This is a genomic window from Rhizobium sp. ZK1 (genome assembly GCF_047782645.1).
Lineage (GTDB): Bacteria > Pseudomonadota > Alphaproteobacteria > Rhizobiales > Rhizobiaceae > Rhizobium.
The window spans coordinates 1,204,246-1,221,227 of the sequence record NZ_CP180586.1 but is presented as its reverse complement, the minus strand read 5'-3'; the positions used below and the strand labels follow the sequence as shown (position 1 = coordinate 1,221,227).

The window sequence follows — 16,982 nt, the reverse complement described above, 5'->3', positions numbered from 1 at the left end:
TTTCCTGCTTCTTTGCTTCGGTATTCTGTGAGTGCCCGGGTATTCTGTAAGGCTGGTGACATAGAGACGCCCGCCGCGGATGTAAAGAGCCGTGGCGGGCGCAATGGAAATCGGTTGTGATCAGAACAGGCCGGGCGTGTTGGTCTGGACTGCCTGGTTTGCCTGCGGTGACGTGCGCAGGATTTCTTCCGGCGCCATCGTGCCGTCCATGCCGATGACGGAGAGGCTGTCGGCCGGGCCGGTGCCTGGCTTGAAGGCTTCGATGATGGTGCCTGGATCCCCATCGACAGCCGCCATGCCGGTCTTGCGGTTGATCGCGATCATGTTCATTCCGGCCGGGACCACGAATTTGGACTCAGGCATGTCCTTGACAGCCGCCTGCATGAATTCGTTGAAGATCGGCGCCGAGAGACCGCCACCCGTGCCGCCGCGGCCGAGCGGAGCCGGCGTATCAAAGCCCATGTAGAGGCCTGCGACCAGATCCGGCGTGAAGCCGACGAACCAGGCATCCTTCTCATCGTTGGTCGTGCCGGTCTTGCCGGCAACGTCGCGGCCCGAAAGATCGATCTTGCCGGCAGCGGTACCGCGCTGGATGACGCCCTGCATCATCGAGGTGATCTGGTAGGAGGTCATCGGATCGAGAACCTGCTCGCGGTTGTCGACGATGTTGGGCTCGTCCTGGCTCTGCCAGTCGCCAGCATTGCAGCCTTCGCAAAGACGTTCCTCATGCTTGAAGATCGTCTTGCCGTAACGGTCCTGGATACGGTCGATCAGCGTCGGCTTGATCTGCTTGCCGCCATTGGCGATGACTGAATAGGCCGAAACCATGCGCAGTACCGTCGTTTCACCCGAGCCGAGCGACATGGCGAGCAGCGGCGCCATCTTGTCGTAGATGCCGAAGCGCTCGGCATATTCGGCGACGATATTCATGCCGAGATCGTTGGCGAGGCGCACCGTCATCAGGTTGCGCGAATTCTCGATGCCGGAGCGGAGCGTCGAGGGGCCGCCGACTTCACCGCCATAGTTTTCCGGCTTCCAGACCTGACCGCCCGAAACGATCTCGATCGGCGCGTCCATGATGACCGAGGCCGGCGTGTAGCCGTTGTCCATCGCGGCAGCGTAAACGAAGGGCTTGAAGGAAGAACCCGGCTGGCGCATCGCCTGGGTGGCACGGTTGAATTCCGACTGGGCATAGGAGAAGCCGCCGACCATGGCGAGAACGCGGCCTGTCTTCGGGTCCATGGCGACGAGACCGCCCTGCACTTTCGGTGGCTGGCGCAGACGATAGGAGGTCGAACCGTCGCCGCCGAGACGCTCGACATAGACGACATCACCTGCCGAGACGGCGCCGACCGGCGATTTCGTGGTCTTGCGGTCACCACCGGCGGAGCGGAATGCCCACTGCATGTCCTTGGCGGCAATCGTGCCACGCTCACGTACGGCCGCAACCTTGCCGCCTCCATCCTTCGGCGGCTGGAGGCCGATGTCGACAGCCTCATTGGAAACGGCAAGCACGACCGCAAGGCGCCATTCCGGCACGTCGGAGAGAGCTGGTACTTCGGCGAGCGGCGGACCCCAGTCGCCAGACGTGCTGATCTGCTTGATCGGACCGTGGAAACCGCGACGCTCGTCATAGGTGATCAAGCCGTCCTGCAGCGCCTTTCTGGCCTCAAGCTGCATCTGCGGATCGAGCGAGGTGCGCACCGAAAGGCCGCCCTCATAGAGCGCCTTTTCGCCATACTGGTCGATGAGCTGGCGACGGACGGCTTCGGCGAAATAATCGGAGGCAAAAAGAGATGAGCCGCTGTTGCGGGCGGTAACGCCGAGCGGCTGCTTCTTAGCGTCCTCGCCATCGCTCTGGCTTACATAGCCATTTTCAACCATGCGATCGATGACCCAGTTACGGCGCGTTATGGCGGCATCGGGATGGCGGAACGGATGGTAGTTGGCCGGCCCCTTCGGCAGCGAGGCGAGATAGGCCGCCTCGGCAATGGTCAGTTCACTGACGGACTTATTGAAATAGGTCAGGGAAGCGCTGGCAACGCCGTAAGAATTCAGGCCAAAGAAAATCTCGTTCAGATAAAGCTCGAGAATCTTGTCCTTGCTGTAGGCCTGCTCGATGCGGAAGGATAGGATCGCTTCCTTGGCCTTACGCTCCATGGTCTGTTCGCTCGACAGCAGGAAGTTCTTGGCCACCTGCTGGGTGATGGTCGAACCGCCCTGCGTCGGACCGCCGGTCAGATAGGCAACAACCGCGCGCATGAAACCAGTGATATCGATACCCGGATGCTGGTAGAAATTCTTGTCTTCGGCCGAAAGGAAGGCCGCCTTCACGCGGTCTGGCACGGCCTGGATCGGCAGGAACAAGCGCCGCTGCTTGGCATATTCGGCCATCAGCGCGCCGTTGCCGGCATGGACTCGCGTCGTAACCGGCGGCTCATAGCTGCTCAAAACGGCGTAGTCCGGAAGATCCTTCGTGACGCTGCCAAGGTAGACGGCGACGACAGCCGCAGCGCCCAGGAAACCGACGCACGCTATTCCGAAGAAATATCCAAGAAGTCTAACCATATTTTCAGCTACCGGTACTTCTAATCTCTGATAGGCGCAGCCGCTACAATCGCATAGACGATGCTGGTTTGCACGTTGCGCGGCTTACTCCATGCGCGTTGGCGCCACAAGACGATTCCGTCTCACATATGTGCGAAACATATAGACCGGAGTAACGGCGTGAATGTGAGCAAAATAGGGCTCGCCCCACCACTTTGCCTTTCCCTTGCTCCAATAGGTCCGGTTTGGGCCTGGGTGTCGCTTCGGGGCAACGCCTGGTTTAGCCGCCGTTGGCCATAAGGCGTGTGCGGTAACGCTTCACCGCATCGGTCAAAAGATCGGTTATCTTTCCGCGCCAGCCCTCATCGAGCAGGAGCTTCTCGTCGTCGACGTTGGAGAGGAAGCCGAGTTCGAGCAGGATCGAGGGGACGTCGGGCGCCTGCAGCACACGAAAGCCTGCATGACGGTGCGGATTGTTGATCGTGCTAACCTGATCCTTGAAGGAAGCGAGTACGCTTTCGGCGAGCGAGATCGAGAAAGCCTGCGTCTCGCGCCGCGTCAGGTCGAGGAGGATATCGGCGACTTCCGGCGGCTCGGCGACCGTTTCCTTGCCGGCGATCTGGTCGGACAGATTTTCGCGTTCGGCGAGATCGGCGGCGAGCTTGTCCGAGGCTTTGTCGGAAATCGTGTAGACAGTCGCGCCGCGAATGTCCTTTTGCTTCAGCGTATCGGCATGCAGGGAAATGAAGAGACCGGCGTGGTTCTGCCGAGCGATGAGCACGCGCTGCGAGAGCGACAGGAATTCGTCACTGTCGCGCGTCAGGAAAGCCTTGATGCCCGGCTCCTTGTTCAGGCGGTCGGCGAGCGCCTTGGCGAAGGCAAGCGTCACCTGCTTTTCCTCGGTCTTCGTATCGACGCCGATGGCGCCCGTGTCGATACCGCCGTGGCCGGCATCGACGGCAATGACGAAATCTCCCGGCGCGGTCTTTTCCGGCTGGGGAATGGCGCTCGTCGTCTGCGCTGCATTGGCCTGATCGGTCCAGGACTGGGTCTTCACCAGTTCGGCGAATTTCTGTTTGTCGATCATCTCGGCATCGAGCACCAGCCGGTGACCGCTGCCGTTCTCATCCGTCTGCACCTTGGCGAGCGCGAGTTGGACCGGGCGTGCCGCCGTCAATACGATGCGGGCGCTCCCCTCGTCCATGGCACCGTAGCGGATGTCCTTGAAGAGGCCGCGGGCTTCGAGGTTCTTGGCCGGGAAACCGAAGGCCGTTGCCGGCAGGTCGACGACGATACGCTCGGGATTGGCGATGTAGTGAACGGAAAAACGCGGCTCGCGGTCGAAATCGATGACGATGCGGGTTCTGGCGTCGTCGCCGACGATGCGTGCTCCATAAGCCAGCAGGGAATCCTTTGCACCTGCTGCGCTGCCCGGAACCGTGCAAAGCGCCGCGAAGGCGAAAAGCCACGCCGCAAAACCCAGTTTTCGCCCTGCGGACAACCCCGCCGCGACCCAGAACCTCTTAAACAATAGCCCGCCACACCCTATTTATTGCTGCGATGGACCCTGCGTCGCCACGGCGCACTCCCGCCAGAGGCGAGCGCGCATACACCGACCCGCGAATCAGGATCGCTTATCCCCCAGGAGTTTATGCGATACGAAATCCATCAATATTATGGCACATTTGGCTTTTCCCTTGCTATTGTGACAGAGAAAACATACAACGAATTTCAGGGTAGAAGTGTTGACGGGATAGAGTCGCCGCGAGGCAGCCAGCCGGCCCCCGGACCTGGCGCCACAACCGGTAATCGTCCGCCGTCGAATGCATTTCCACCCGGGAACTGGATCCTGATTTTCCGGCTTCATGCTGGGATTTCATCGGTGGATCAGCCACCACGCTCTCAGGGAGCAAACTCATCGGACCCGAAATGGGTCTTCGTCATTGTCGATCACGCTTGGTTGTTGATGGTTTCGCAGCAGGTTTTATCTGAAGTGTACAGGCCCCGGAACGAAACTGTTCCGCTTGCGGTCTGGCTGCTGCCCTCTCCCCCGCACCAATCGCGACTTTCATTATCCGGCGCGGCCACGGCGGACCGCATTCTTTCTGTGTCAATAGCAGTCGGGAATGCGCTCTCGCGGCCTCGCCGAGGAGCTCAGCTTACATGGCAGACAAAATGCTTATCGATGCGTCTCACGAGGAAGAGACGCGCGTCGTTGTCGTTCGCGGGAACCGCATAGAGGAATTTGACTTCGAGTCGCAGCACAAGAAGCAGATTCGCGGCAACATCTATCTTGCAAAAGTAACGAGGGTCGAGCCCTCGCTGCAGGCCGCTTTCGTAGATTACGGCGGCAACCGGCACGGCTTCCTTGCCTTCGCCGAAATCCATCCCGACTATTACCAGATTCCGCTTGCCGACCGTCAGGCCCTGCTTCGCGCCGAAGCCGAGGAGCACCGCCGCGACGAAGATGTCGAACATGTCGAGACGGCTCCTGTCGTCGATCTCTCGACGCAGGATCAGCCGGATATCGGCATCGTTCCAGTCGAACAGCCCGAAGTCGCAGCGACGGATGAAGCGGCACCAGCAGAGGCAGCACCCGTTGGCGAAGAGGCGCCCGCCAAGAAGCCACGCGCCCGCCGCAGCCGCAAGAAGGTTGCCGAACCTGTCGCCGAGGAAACCGCGACGCCGGAAGCATCGGTTGCCGATAACGACGACGAAGGCCCGGCCGGCGGTGAAATGGCCGCGATGGTCGAGACGGACACCATTTCCGAAGACGTAGACGTTTCCAAGCGTCGTCACGACGATGATGAAGATGATGACGACCACGGCGAAGAGGAAGTCATCGAATCGGTCGGCGCCGAAGATGCGATGGAAGAGGTTCCTGACCGCGTGCAGCGCAAGCCGCGCAAACAGTACCGTATCCAGGAAGTCATCAAGCGCCGCCAGATCCTGCTGGTGCAGGTTGCCAAGGAAGAGCGCGGCAACAAGGGTGCGGCTCTCACCACCTATCTCTCGCTTGCAGGCCGCTATTCGGTTTTGATGCCGAACACGGCGCGTGGCGGTGGCATTTCCCGCAAGATCACCAACCCGCAGGACCGCAAGCGGCTGAAAGAAATCGCCCGCATGCTGGAAGTTCCGCAGGGCATGGGCGTGATCCTGCGTACGGCCGGCGCGAACCGCACCAAGGTCGAGGTGAAGCGCGACTTCGAATATCTTATGCGCTTGTGGGAGAACGTCCGCACGCTGACGCTCGCCTCCACGGCCCCCTGCCTCGTCTACGAGGAAGGCTCGCTCATCAAGCGCTCGATCCGTGACCTCTACAACAAGGATATCGGCGAGATCATCGTCTCCGGCGAGGAAGGCTATCGTGAAGCGAAAGACTTCATGAAGATGCTGATGCCGAGCCACGCCAAGGTGGTTCAGCCCTACCGCGACATTCATCCGATCTTCTCGCGCTCCGGTATTGAGGCGCAACTCGATCGCATGCTGCAGCCGCAGGTGACACTGAAGTCCGGCGGTTACCTGATCATGAACCAGACCGAAGCGCTGGTTTCGATCGACGTCAACTCCGGTCGCTCGACCCGCGAACACTCGATCGAGGACACGGCCCTCCAGACGAACCTCGAAGCAGCGGACGAAGTCGCCCGCCAGCTTCGCCTGCGCGACCTTGCCGGCCTCATCGTTATCGACTTCATCGACATGGAAGAGAAGCGCAACAACCGCGCTGTCGAGAAGAAGCTGAAGGAATGCCTGAAGAACGACCGCGCCCGCATCCAGGTCGGCCGCATCTCGCATTTCGGCCTTCTGGAAATGTCGCGCCAGCGCATCCGCGCTTCCGTTCTCGAATCGACGACGCAGGTCTGCTCGCATTGCGGCGGCACCGGCCACGTCCGTTCGCAGTCCTCCGTCGCCCTGCATGTTCTGCGCGGCGTCGAGGAATATCTCTTGAAGAACACGACGCACAACATCACCGTGCGCACGACGCCTGACATCGCGCTCTACCTGCTCAACCACAAGCGCCAGACGATCGTCGATTATGAAAACCGCTTCGGTGTGGCGATCATCATCGATGCCGATGGCTCGGTCGGTGCACAGCATTTCGCGATCGATCGCGGCGAGCCGGTCGAAAACCCGGTCAAGATCGAAAGCCTCTTCAACTTCGCAGCCATCCCCGATGACGATGATGACGATGTCGTCATCGAGCATGACGAGGAAGAAGACGAAGAGCTGGAAGAAAAGCCCGCTGCTGCCGAGCGCCCTGCTGCCCGTGCAGAGAGCGAAGGCGAAGGTGGACGTAAACGCAAGCGCCGTCGCCGTCGCCGCGGCCGCAACGGGGGCGCCGAGCAACAGGTCTCTGCCGATGCCGTCTCCGACGAGGCTGACGATAGCGAAGAGGGCGAGGACGACGGCAGCGAAGGGGACAGCGATGCCGCCGAAGGTGCCACAGAGACCCGCGCCGAAGGTGATGACTCCCAGCGCCGCAAGCGCCGCCGTCGCGGCAAGCGTGGCGGCCGCCGTAACCGTGGTGAGGAAGGCGCTGAGGGCGCAGCCTCCGAAGACGGTAGCGCGGACGAAGACGATGACAGCGTAGCTGAAGAGACGTCTGCGACCGAGGTTGAGGTGGTCGAAGTCATCGCGGCCGAAACCAATGAAGGTCAGTCCGCGGCGGCTGCCATCGAAGGCAGCGAAAGCGTTGCCGAAGTGGTCAAGCCGGCACGCGGCCGTGGTCGCCGTAAGGCCGCCGCCCCCTCGCCGGTCGAAGAGCCCGTCGTTGAAGCCTCGGTCGCCGAAGCGCCTGTTGCCGAAGCCGAGCCGGAAGCAGCGGAAGCCTCTGCGGATCTCGCCGCGCCGGCACAGGACGAGGCAAAGCCTGCTCGTGCCAACCGCGGCTCCAACATCTCGTCTTCTGAACCGACGGTCACCTCGAACCGTACCGACAGCGCGGAGGCTGACGGCGAAGGCAAGCCGAAGAAGGCAGGCTGGTGGCAGCGCCGCGGCTTCTTCTGAAAGCTTATTTTCGGGAATAAGTGACATGATCCGGCTGCGGTGACGCGGCCGGATTTTTTATGCAATTGAATGAGAGCGTTCAGCCCGCTGTCGGTTTGACGAAGCTCAGCCTTGAGCGTACGGCCAAACCAGACGGTGGTTTCCGAGAGCGAGACGAGCGGGAGCCGGCGCACAAAGCCCGCGAAGATCAGAAGCGCAGACCGCCCTGATTGCCGGCGTTGATGCCGGGATAAATGCAGCACATGCTGCACTTTCGGGCCTGCGACACCCAGATGGCTCGCATCCTGCCCGCCGTCACGCTACGCAGCAGGCGGGTAAAGCAGATCGACGATATAGCTCGCGTCGAAGCGCGAATCGAGCATGCCGTAGGTCGAGCGCCAGCCGCCGGCAAGACGGGTCTCGATGAAGGCATCGGCAATGCGCCCTGCCCCGAGACGGTAGAGTTCGGCGGCGCCAGCAGCAAGTGCCAATTGTTCGACGAGCAGGCGGGCCGCGCCCTCATCCTGTTCGCAGAGCGCGATCGCCGCGCGCAGCACGTCGATCGTTTTCTTGCCGGCCGGGCCGAGATCGCGCGCAAAGCCTGCGAAAACCGTCTCGAAGAGATCCTTGCCGCGGTTCAGCACACGCAGCACGTCCAGCGCCATGACATTGCCCGAACCTTCCCAGATCGCATTGACCGGGGCCTCACGATAATGGCGGGCGATCGGGCGCTCTTCGATGTAACCGCTGCCGCCGATGCATTCCATCGCCTCGTAGATCAGCGACGGGGCGATCTTGCAGCACCAGTATTTGGCAACCGGCGTCATGACGCGGGCATAGGCCGCGTCTTCGGCATTGCCGCGCGCCTTGTCGAAGGCATCGGCCAGACGGAAGGAGAGAGCCGTGGCCGCGGCGACATCGAGCGCCATATCGGCGAGCACACGCGTCATGATCGGTTGGTTGACCAGCATCTTGCCGAAGACGCTGCGACCGCGGGTATGGTGCACCGCCTCGGCCAGCGAGGCGCGCATGATGCCGGAAGAGGCCAGCGCGCAGTCGAGGCGTGTCAGCGTCACCATATCGAGAATGGTGCGGATGCCGGCATCGGGGCCACCGAGCAGGAAACCGAACGTATCGGTGAACTCCACTTCGGATGAAGCGTTGGAGCGGTTGCCAATCTTGTCCTTCAGGCGCTGGAATTGCAGGCCATTGGCTGAACCGTCCTCCAGCAGGCGCGGCACCAAGAAGCAGCCCATGCCCTCCTTGGTCTGCGCCAGCATGATGAAGGCGTCGCTCATCGGCGCGGACATGAACCACTTGTGGCCGGAGAGGCGGTAAATGCCCTCGCTGACTTTTTCGGCAGCGGTCTTGTTGGCGCGAACATCCGTGCCGCCCTGCTTTTCCGTCATGCCCATGCCGATCGTCACGGCCGATTTCTGCATTGCCGGGCGATTGGACGAGTCATATTTGCGCGACAGGATCTTCGGCGCCCAGTCCTTCTGGACAGCCGGTGACGCCGAGAGAGCTGCAACGGATGCGCTCGTCATAGTCAGCGGGCAGAGATGGCCGGATTCGAGCTGTGCCGTCAGATAGAAGCGGGCCGCGCGAATGTGGTGGGACTGGTCCTTGGCCTCGGTATCGGCCTGCGGATCCCAGACGGAGGAATGCAGGCCCGAAGCCATGGAACGGCGCATCAGGGCATGCCAGGCGGGATGGAATTCAACGATATCCAGACGCTCGCCGCGCGGACCGTGGGTGCGAAGCTGCGGCGTGCCCTGGTTTGCCATGCGCGCCAGTTCCTGGGCCTCGGGCGAGGTCACGTAACGGCCCGTGTTTTCAAGATCATCGCGGATGGCGCGCGGCAGCGTGGAGGTCAGATCGACGATCAGCGGATCGGATCGATAGGCATTGATTCCCGACCAGAGGCTCGGCTGGTTGAGTTCGGCGAGTTTGGCTTCAGTCCGGTTTGCGGCGGTCATTATTCGCTTCTATTTCAAGAGCCCGGCAAAAGGAAACCGGAAGTTCATGATTCGCAGATTTCTGCTCTACAGCGCCGCGCGTCTTTTCAGACGCGCGAAGGACGCTGTAGCATCTTAAATTGCTGCATAATTTTATCCTTAAATCGATTCCGATTTAAGGAATCATGCAGTAGCGGGATTCGACGGAAAATGCATGGGGAACATAGGGATTTGCGCATAGCGGATGCTTGCCCCTTCCCCCCGCACTCTTTATAGACCCCGCGAAGACAATAAGAGGCAGGGTCATGGTCTTTTTCCCCCACCGCCACCTCATTGGCATCAAGGGCCTCACCGAGCAGGATATTACCTATCTTCTCGACAAGGCCGACGAAGCCGTCAAGATCAGTCGACAGCGAGAGAAGAAGACGTCGACCCTTCGGGGACTGACGCAGATCAACCTCTTCTTCGAGGCATCGACGCGCACGCAATCCTCCTTCGAACTTGCCGGCAAACGCCTCGGCGCCGACGTCATGAACATGTCGGTCGGAAATTCCTCGGTGAAGAAGGGCGAGACGCTGATCGACACTGCGATGACGCTGAACGCGATGCGGCCGGACGTGCTGATCATCCGCCACTCCAGCGCCGGTGCCGCAGCGCTTCTCGCCCAGAAGGTCTCCTGCTCCGTCGTCAATGCCGGCGATGGCCAGCATGAGCATCCGACGCAGGCGCTGCTCGACGCGCTGACGATCCGCCGTGCCAAGGGCCGGCTGTCGCGCATCATCGTGGCGATCTGCGGCGACGTGCTGCATTCGCGCGTGGCGCGCTCCAACATCCTGCTTCTGAACGCCATGGGTGCCAGGGTGCGCGTCGTCGCCCCTGCGACGCTGCTGCCGGCCGGCATCGCGGAGATGGGCGTCGAGGTCTTCCATTCGATGAAGGAAGGGCTGAAGGACGCGGATGTGGTGATGATGCTGCGGCTGCAGCGCGAACGCATGTCCGGCGCCTTTGTGCCGTCGGTGCGCGAATACTATCATTTCTACGGCCTTGATGCAGAAACGCTGAAGGCGGCGAAGGAGGATGCGCTCGTCATGCATCCCGGGCCGATGAACCGCGGCGTGGAAATCGCTTCCGAGGTTGCCGATGGTCCGCAGAGCGTAATTGCGGAACAGGTGGAAATGGGGGTCGCAGTGCGCATGGCCGTCATGGAGATGCTGCTTGTTTCCCAGAACCAGGGACCCCGCACGGATGGAGTGGGCGCATGAGCAATCTCGTCCTCAAGAATGTCCGCATCGTCGACCCCTCCCGCAATCTCGATGAGATCGGCACCGTTATCGTCAAGGACGGCCTCATCGTTGCGGCCGGCAAGGATGCGCAGAACCAGGGCACGCCCGGCGGCGCCATGGTGCGCGACTGCACCGGCCTCGTCGCAGTGCCTGGCCTCGTCGACGCCCGCGTCCATATCGGCGAACCGGGCGGCGAACATCGCGAAACCATCGCTTCGGCAAGCCGCGCCGCGGCGGCAGGCGGTGTGACCTCCATCATCATGATGCCGGACACGCATCCCGTTATAGACGACATCGCGCTCGTCGAATTCGTCAAGAAGACGGCGCGGGATACGGCCGTGGTCAACGTCTATCCGGCAGCGGCCGTCACCAAGGGGCTTGCCGGCGAGGAGATGACGGAAATCGGCCTGTTGATGCAGGCGGGCGCCGTCGCCTTCACCGACGCGCATGGCAGCATTTCCGATGCCCAGGTGCTGCGCCGGGTGATGACCTATGCACGTGAATTCGGCGCCGTCATTTCCTGCGCAACGCGCGACAAATACCTCGGCGCCAACGGCGTCATGCATGAAGGCCTGCTCGCAAGCTGGCTCGGCCTTTCCGGCATCCCGAAGGAAGCAGAGCTCATCCCGCTCGAGCGTGATCTGCGCATCGCCCAACTGACGCGGGGCAATTATCACGCAGCAATGATCTCCGTTCCGGAATCGGTTGAGGCGATCGAGCTTGCCCGCTCGCGCGGCGCGAAAGTCACCTGCGGCGTGTCGATCAACAATCTGGCGCTGAACGAGAACGACATCGGCGAATACCGGACCTTCTTCAAGCTCTATCCGCCGCTGCGCTCAGAGGATGACCGGGTGGCGATGGTGGATGCGCTGGCGAAGGGCGCGATCGATATTATCGTCTCCTCTCACGATCCGCAGGATGTCGATACCAAGCGCCTGCCCTTCGGCGAAGCCGAGGACGGTGCGGTCGGGCTCGAAACCATGCTCGCGGCAGCTTTGCGGCTCTATCACAGCGAGCAGGTCAGCCTGATGCGGCTGATGGATGCGATGTCGACGCGACCGGCGCAGATCTTCGGTCTTGATGCCGGAACGCTGAAGCCCGGCGCCAAGGCCGATATTGCCTTGATCGACCTGGAGGAGCCTTGGCTTGTCGCCAAGGACATGCTTCTTTCCCGCTCGAAGAACACGCCGTTCGAGGATGCACGCTTCAGCGGACGAGCCGTCGCGACCTATGTGGGCGGCAAGCTGGTTCACGCATTGCAGGGCTGAGGGCTGCACAGCCCTTCTGGGCAGCCTCTCGGCAAAGGATTGGGGAACAAAAATGATATCTGATCTTGTTACCTGGCAGATTACGCTGCCTCTGGCGCTTGTGGCTGTTGTCGTCGGCTACCTGCTCGGCTCCATCCCGTTCGGCCTCATCCTCACACGCGCCGCCGGCCTTGGCGACGTGCGCAGCATCGGTTCCGGCAATATCGGCGCGACGAATGTTCTGCGCACCGGCAACAAGAAGCTTGCAGCCGCAACGCTGCTGCTCGATGCGCTGAAGGCGGCCGCAGCAGCCTGGATCATGGCCTATTTTGCGGGCGAGGAAGCGGGTATCATCGCCGGTTTCTTCGCCTTCATCGGCCACCTTTTTCCGGTCTGGATCGGCTTCAAGGGCGGCAAGGGTGTCGCCACCTATATCGGCACGCTTCTCGGTGTTGCGCCGTCAATGGTTCTCCTCTTTGCAGCCGTCTGGCTGGGGACCGCCTTTATCACCCGCTATTCCTCGCTTTCCGCGCTGATTGCGATGCTTGTCATTCCGGTTGCATTGTGGATATTGGGTGATGAAAAGGTTGCGGCGATCATGGCGATCATGACCGTCGTCTCCTACTGGAAGCACAAGGCCAATATTTCCCGCCTGATGAATGGCACGGAAAGCAAGATCGGGGCTAAGGGGTAATGGACGCGCTCAGCGCAAAGCCAAAGGGAATTGCGCTGACGGAGAGACAGAGGATCGCTTGGCTGAGGCTGATCCGCTCCGACAATGTTGGCCCTGCGACCTTTCGTGATCTCATCAATCATTTCGGTTCAGCGGAAGCGGCACTTGCCATGCTGCCGGAGCTTTCGGCGCGCGGCGGTGCGACCCGTTCGATCCGCATCGCCACCGAGGCTGAAGCGCATCGCGAACTCGAGGCGGCCCAGCGTTTCGGCGCCCGTTTCGTCGGCATCGGCGAGCCCGATTATCCGCAGGCGCTACGCCAGATCGACGGCGCGCCGCCGCTGCTCGCGGTCAAAGGCGATCTTTCCGTGCTAAACAGGCCGGCGGTCGGCATCGTCGGTTCGCGCAATGCCTCCATCAGCGGCGCGAAGTTCGCGGCGATGATTGCCCGAGACTGCGGCCGGGCTGGCTATCTGGTCGTCTCCGGCCTTGCCCGCGGCATCGATACGGCCGCCCATCGGGCGAGCCTCGATACCGGCACCATTGCCGCAATGGCCGGAGGGCTCGACCAGCCCTACCCGCCTGAAAATGTCGGACTGCTCGAGGAGATATGGAATGGCAACGGCCTTGCCGTCAGCGAGATGCCTTTCGGCTGGGAGCCGCGTGCGCGTGATTTTCCCCGCCGCAACCGGCTGATTGCGGGAATCTCGCTCGGCGTCGCGGTCGTGGAGGCAGCAGTTCGCTCCGGTTCGCTTATCACGGCGCGGATGGCCGGCGAATTCGGGCGGCTGGTCTTTGCCGTGCCAGGTTCGCCGCTCGATCCACGCTGCCACGGCACGAACGGCCTTCTCAAAGAGGGAGCGATGATCGTCACTTCGCCCGAGGATGTCGTGGAAGCGCTGGCGCCGCTCTCCCAGCCCGATCTCTTCTCGCTGCCATCAGCCGAAGAACCGAAGCGCGAGGGCGGCAGGATGTCGCTTCCGCCCGACGAAACGGATCGCACGCTCGTCAGCGATGCACTCGGTCCGACGCCTGTGGAGGTCGACGACATCATCCGTCACACCGGTCTTTCGGCTTCCGCAGTCTATCTCGTTCTCCTGGAGCTGGATATGGCCGGGCGGCTTCACCGCCATGCCGGCGGGTTGGTTTCAATTTCCATGACCGACTGAGCCGTCATGCATGCGTGACTGCAGGTCTCCAGCCTCGACATAAGCCATCTCGATGAGATAGCAGAGCATCTCCGCCTTTTCGCGTTCTGCCACCTGGTGCAATTCGCCGAGCATCTGCCGGATGAAAGTAATGTTCTCAAGCGATGCCAAGCGATCGATGTCTTTTTCTGCAACCTTGGGCGCCATAATTGTCTCTGTGAAATCAGAAAAGGCTGCTTTACAAGGAGCCCGAACCACGCTTCAAAAACGATAGAGCAATTATCTTGAATTGCAACATACTTTCTATCTCGCAATGGTTGCGACGCATCGGAAAGAGGTAAAATTAGAGCAAACCTCTTGACCGGAGCGAATTCCCTGTCCATGTCGGAGGGCCGGTATTCATGTTGCAGTGCGTGTTCCGCCTGCTTGTTCGCCGGATCGGCATCTTTTTTAGAGAATCATCATGAATGTTGTAGTGGTGGAATCGCCTGCCAAGGCCAAGACGATCAACAAGTATCTGGGTCCAGGATACAAGGTGCTCGCCTCTTTCGGCCATGTGCGCGATCTGCCTGCCAAGGATGGATCAGTTCTTCCGGATCAGGATTTCGAGATGCTCTGGGAGGTGGATGGCGCCTCGTCCAAACGCATGAAGGATATTGCCGACGCGGTGAAATCCTCCGATGCCTTGTTTCTGGCAACCGACCCCGATCGCGAAGGCGAAGCAATCTCCTGGCATGTTCTCGATCTTCTGAACAAGAAGCGTGTCATCAACGGCAAGCCGGTCAAGCGCGTCGTCTTCAATGCCATCACCAAGAAGGCCGTGCTCGATGCGATGGCCGATCCGCGCGACATCGACGTCCCGCTGGTCGATGCCTATCTGGCACGCCGCGCGCTCGATTATCTCGTCGGCTTCAATCTCTCGCCCGTTCTCTGGCGCAAGCTGCCCGGCGCGCGTTCGGCAGGCCGCGTGCAATCGGTTGCGCTGCGCCTGGTTTGCGACCGTGAATCCGAAATCGAACGTTTCATATCCGAGGAATACTGGAACCTGTCGGCGCTGCTCAAGACGCCGCGCGGCGACGAGTTTGAGGCAAGGCTGGTTTCTGCCGACGGAAAGCGGTTGCAGCCGCGCTCGATTGCCAATGGCGAGGAAGCCGGCAAGCTGAAGGCGCTGCTGGAAGGTGCAAGCTACGTCGTCGAAAGCGTCGAGGCAAAGCCCGTCAAGCGCAATCCGGCACCGCCCTTCACGACCTCGACGCTCCAGCAGGCGGCGTCCTCCAAGCTCGGCTTCTCGGCCTCGCGCACCATGCAGATTGCGCAGAAGCTTTATGAGGGCGTCGACATCGGCGGCGAGACCGTCGGTCTCATCACCTATATGCGTACGGACGGTGTGCAGATGGCCCCCGAAGCGATCGATGCGGCGCGGAGCGCCATCGGCGAACAGTTCGGCGACCGTTATCTGCCAGAGAAGGCGCGTCTTTACTCCACCAAGGCGAAGAACGCCCAGGAAGCGCACGAAGCGATCCGCCCGACCGATTTCAATCGTTCGCCCGACCGCGTCCGCAAGTTCCTCGATGCCGACCAGATCCGCCTCTACGACCTGATCTGGAAGCGCGGCATTGCCAGCCAGATGGCATCCGCCGAAATCGAGCGCACCACGGCCGAAATCCTCGCCGACAAGAACGGCCAGAAGGCTGGGCTGCGCGCCGTCGGCTCCGTCATCCGTTTCGACGGTTTCATCGCCGCCTATACCGACCAGAAGGAAGATGGCGAGCAGAGCGACGATGCCGATGACGAGGATGGCCGTCTGCCGGAGATCAATGCGCGCGAAAACCTCGCCAAGCAGAAGATCAACTCCACGCAGCATTTCACCGAACCGCCGCCGCGCTATTCGGAAGCCTCGCTCATCAAGAAGATGGAAGAGCTCGGCATCGGCCGTCCATCCACCTATGCCGCGACGCTCGCGACTTTGCGCGACCGCGATTATGTGACGATCGACAAGCGCAAGCTGATCCCGCAGGCAAAGGGTCGACTCGTTACCGCCTTCCTCGAAAGCTTCTTCACGAAGTATGTGGAGTACGACTTCACGGCCGATCTCGAAGAAAAGCTCGACCGGATTTCGGCCGGCGAACTCAACTGGAAGCAGGTCCTTCGCGATTTCTGGAAGGATTTCTTCTCGCAGATCGAAGATACCAAGGAACTGCGCGTCACCAACGTTTTAGACTCCTTGAACGAGGCGCTGGCACCGCTGGTCTTCCCCAAGCGCGAGGACGGCAGCGATCCGCGCATCTGCCAGGTTTGCGGCACCGGCAACCTGTCCCTGAAACTCGGCAAGTATGGCGCCTTCGTCGGCTGCTCGAACTATCCGGAATGCAACTATACCCGCCAGCTTTCTTCCGAAAACGGCGGTGAGGCTGAAGGCGTCGCGCTGAACGAGCCGAAGAACCTCGGCACCGATCCGACCACCGGCGAGGAACTGACGCTAAGGTCCGGCCGTTTCGGACCCTATATCCAGCGCGGCGACGGCAAGGAGGCCAAGCGCTCGTCCCTTCCCAAGGGCTGGAAGCCCGAAGATATCGACTACGAAAAGGCGATGGCACTGATCTCGCTGCCGCGCGACATCGGCAAACATCCGGAATCCGGCAAGATGATCTCTTCCGGGCTCGGTCGCTATGGACCATTCCTGCTGCATGATGGCACCTATGCCAATCTGGAGAGCATCGAGGACGTCTTCTCGGTTGGCCTCAACCGCGCCGTGACGCTGATTGCGGAAAAACAGAACAAGGCGCCGGGCGGAGGCCGCAGCACACCGGCAGCATTGAAGGAGCTCGGCGATCATCCCGATGGCGGCGCGATCACCGTTCGTGACGGGCGCTATGGTCCCTATGTCAACTGGGGCAAGGTCAACGCGACGCTGCCAAAAGGCAAGGATCCGCAGGCCATCACCGTCGAGGAAGCGCTGGTGCTGATTGCGGAAAAGGCCGGCAGGGCCCCTGCCGCTAAGCCCAAGACTAAGACGGCTGCGAAGCCTAAGTCCGCCACAAAGCCGAAGGCTGCCGCAGCAGAAGCCAAGACGACGAAGACTGCCGCAAAGCCGAAGGCGACCAAGGCAAAAGCACCGGCGAAAACGAAAAAGAGCTGAG

General features: G+C 61.2%; 10 protein-coding genes. 6 read left to right on the top strand and 4 right to left on the bottom strand.

Annotated features, from left to right (window positions below; all coding sequences use genetic code 11):
- Window positions 1-120: 120 nt before the first annotated feature.
- Both ACK9YZ_RS06155 and ACK9YZ_RS06150 read right to left on the bottom strand, forming a co-directional pair.
- Window positions 121-2,568 (bottom strand): penicillin-binding protein 1A, encoded by a 2,448-nt coding sequence (locus ACK9YZ_RS06155; protein ID WP_416066009.1) that lies wholly within the window; start codon window positions 2,566-2,568, stop codon window positions 121-123.
- Window positions 2,569-2,827: 259 nt separating this feature from the next.
- Window positions 2,828-4,078: an N-acetylmuramoyl-L-alanine amidase gene (locus tag ACK9YZ_RS06150; RefSeq protein ID WP_416066008.1), complete on the bottom strand. Its 1,251-nt coding sequence runs from the start codon at window positions 4,076-4,078 to the stop codon at window positions 2,828-2,830.
- Between the two features lie 632 nt (window positions 4,079-4,710).
- Between ACK9YZ_RS06150 and ACK9YZ_RS06145 the strand changes: the two genes are divergently transcribed.
- Window positions 4,711-7,554 (top strand): Rne/Rng family ribonuclease, encoded by a 2,844-nt coding sequence (locus ACK9YZ_RS06145; protein ID WP_416066007.1) that lies wholly within the window; start codon window positions 4,711-4,713, stop codon window positions 7,552-7,554.
- 299 nt (window positions 7,555-7,853) lie between these two features.
- Here the strand turns inward: ACK9YZ_RS06145 and ACK9YZ_RS06140 are convergent, their stop codons facing one another.
- The gene (locus tag ACK9YZ_RS06140; protein WP_416066006.1) at window positions 7,854-9,512 is read right to left on the bottom strand and encodes an acyl-CoA dehydrogenase family protein; all 1,659 of its coding nucleotides are present in this window, start codon (window positions 9,510-9,512) and stop codon (window positions 7,854-7,856) included.
- 284 nt (window positions 9,513-9,796) lie between these two features.
- Here ACK9YZ_RS06140 and ACK9YZ_RS06135 point away from each other — a divergent pair, with 284 nt between their 5' ends.
- From ACK9YZ_RS06135 to dprA, 4 genes are read left to right on the top strand one after another with little or no spacing between them, the layout of a single operon-like run.
- Complete coding sequence (locus ACK9YZ_RS06135) at window positions 9,797-10,753, top strand: aspartate carbamoyltransferase catalytic subunit (protein ID WP_416066005.1); 957 nt, start codon at window positions 9,797-9,799, stop codon at window positions 10,751-10,753.
- A complete protein-coding gene (locus tag ACK9YZ_RS06130; protein WP_416066004.1) occupies window positions 10,750-12,042 on the top strand; it encodes a dihydroorotase in 1,293 nt (430 codons plus the stop codon). The genes ACK9YZ_RS06135 and ACK9YZ_RS06130 overlap by 4 nt, the downstream gene beginning before the upstream one ends.
- 52 nt (window positions 12,043-12,094) lie before the next feature.
- A complete protein-coding gene (gene plsY / locus ACK9YZ_RS06125) occupies window positions 12,095-12,715 on the top strand; it encodes a glycerol-3-phosphate 1-O-acyltransferase PlsY (protein ID WP_216757719.1) in 621 nt (206 codons plus the stop codon).
- Window positions 12,715-13,863, top strand: coding sequence for a DNA-processing protein DprA (gene dprA, locus ACK9YZ_RS06120; protein ID WP_416066003.1), 1,149 nt, complete (start codon window positions 12,715-12,717; stop codon window positions 13,861-13,863). The genes plsY and dprA overlap by 1 nt, the downstream gene beginning before the upstream one ends.
- On the opposite strand, the gene ACK9YZ_RS06115 is transcribed toward dprA, so the two are convergent.
- Window positions 13,843-14,049, bottom strand: a complete 207-nt coding sequence (locus ACK9YZ_RS06115; RefSeq protein ID WP_183730124.1) for a hypothetical protein — start codon at window positions 14,047-14,049, stop codon at window positions 13,843-13,845. The two genes, dprA and ACK9YZ_RS06115, sit on opposite strands and share 21 nt — an antisense overlap.
- A 256-nt stretch (window positions 14,050-14,305) precedes the next feature.
- Between ACK9YZ_RS06115 and topA the strand changes: the two genes are divergently transcribed.
- Window positions 14,306-16,981, top strand: a complete 2,676-nt coding sequence (topA, locus tag ACK9YZ_RS06110; protein WP_216757717.1) for a type I DNA topoisomerase — start codon at window positions 14,306-14,308, stop codon at window positions 16,979-16,981.
- The last annotated feature ends 1 nt before the right edge of the window (window position 16,982 follow it).

Coding starts and splice junctions, on each gene's coding strand:
- topA (WP_216757717.1), top strand. CDS start 14,306: ATGAATGTTGTAGTGGTGGAATCGCCTGCCAAGGCCAAGACGATCAAC.
- dprA (WP_416066003.1), top strand. CDS start 12,715: ATGGACGCGCTCAGCGCAAAGCCAAAGGGAATTGCGCTGACGGAGAGA.
- ACK9YZ_RS06145 (WP_416066007.1), top strand. CDS start 4,711: ATGGCAGACAAAATGCTTATCGATGCGTCTCACGAGGAAGAGACGCGC.
- ACK9YZ_RS06130 (WP_416066004.1), top strand. CDS start 10,750: ATGAGCAATCTCGTCCTCAAGAATGTCCGCATCGTCGACCCCTCCCGC.
- ACK9YZ_RS06115 (WP_183730124.1), bottom strand. CDS start 14,049: ATGGCGCCCAAGGTTGCAGAAAAAGACATCGATCGCTTGGCATCGCTT.
- plsY (WP_216757719.1), top strand. CDS start 12,095: ATGATATCTGATCTTGTTACCTGGCAGATTACGCTGCCTCTGGCGCTT.
- ACK9YZ_RS06155 (WP_416066009.1), bottom strand. CDS start 2,568: ATGGTTAGACTTCTTGGATATTTCTTCGGAATAGCGTGCGTCGGTTTC.
- ACK9YZ_RS06135 (WP_416066005.1), top strand. CDS start 9,797: ATGGTCTTTTTCCCCCACCGCCACCTCATTGGCATCAAGGGCCTCACC.
- ACK9YZ_RS06140 (WP_416066006.1), bottom strand. CDS start 9,512: ATGACCGCCGCAAACCGGACTGAAGCCAAACTCGCCGAACTCAACCAG.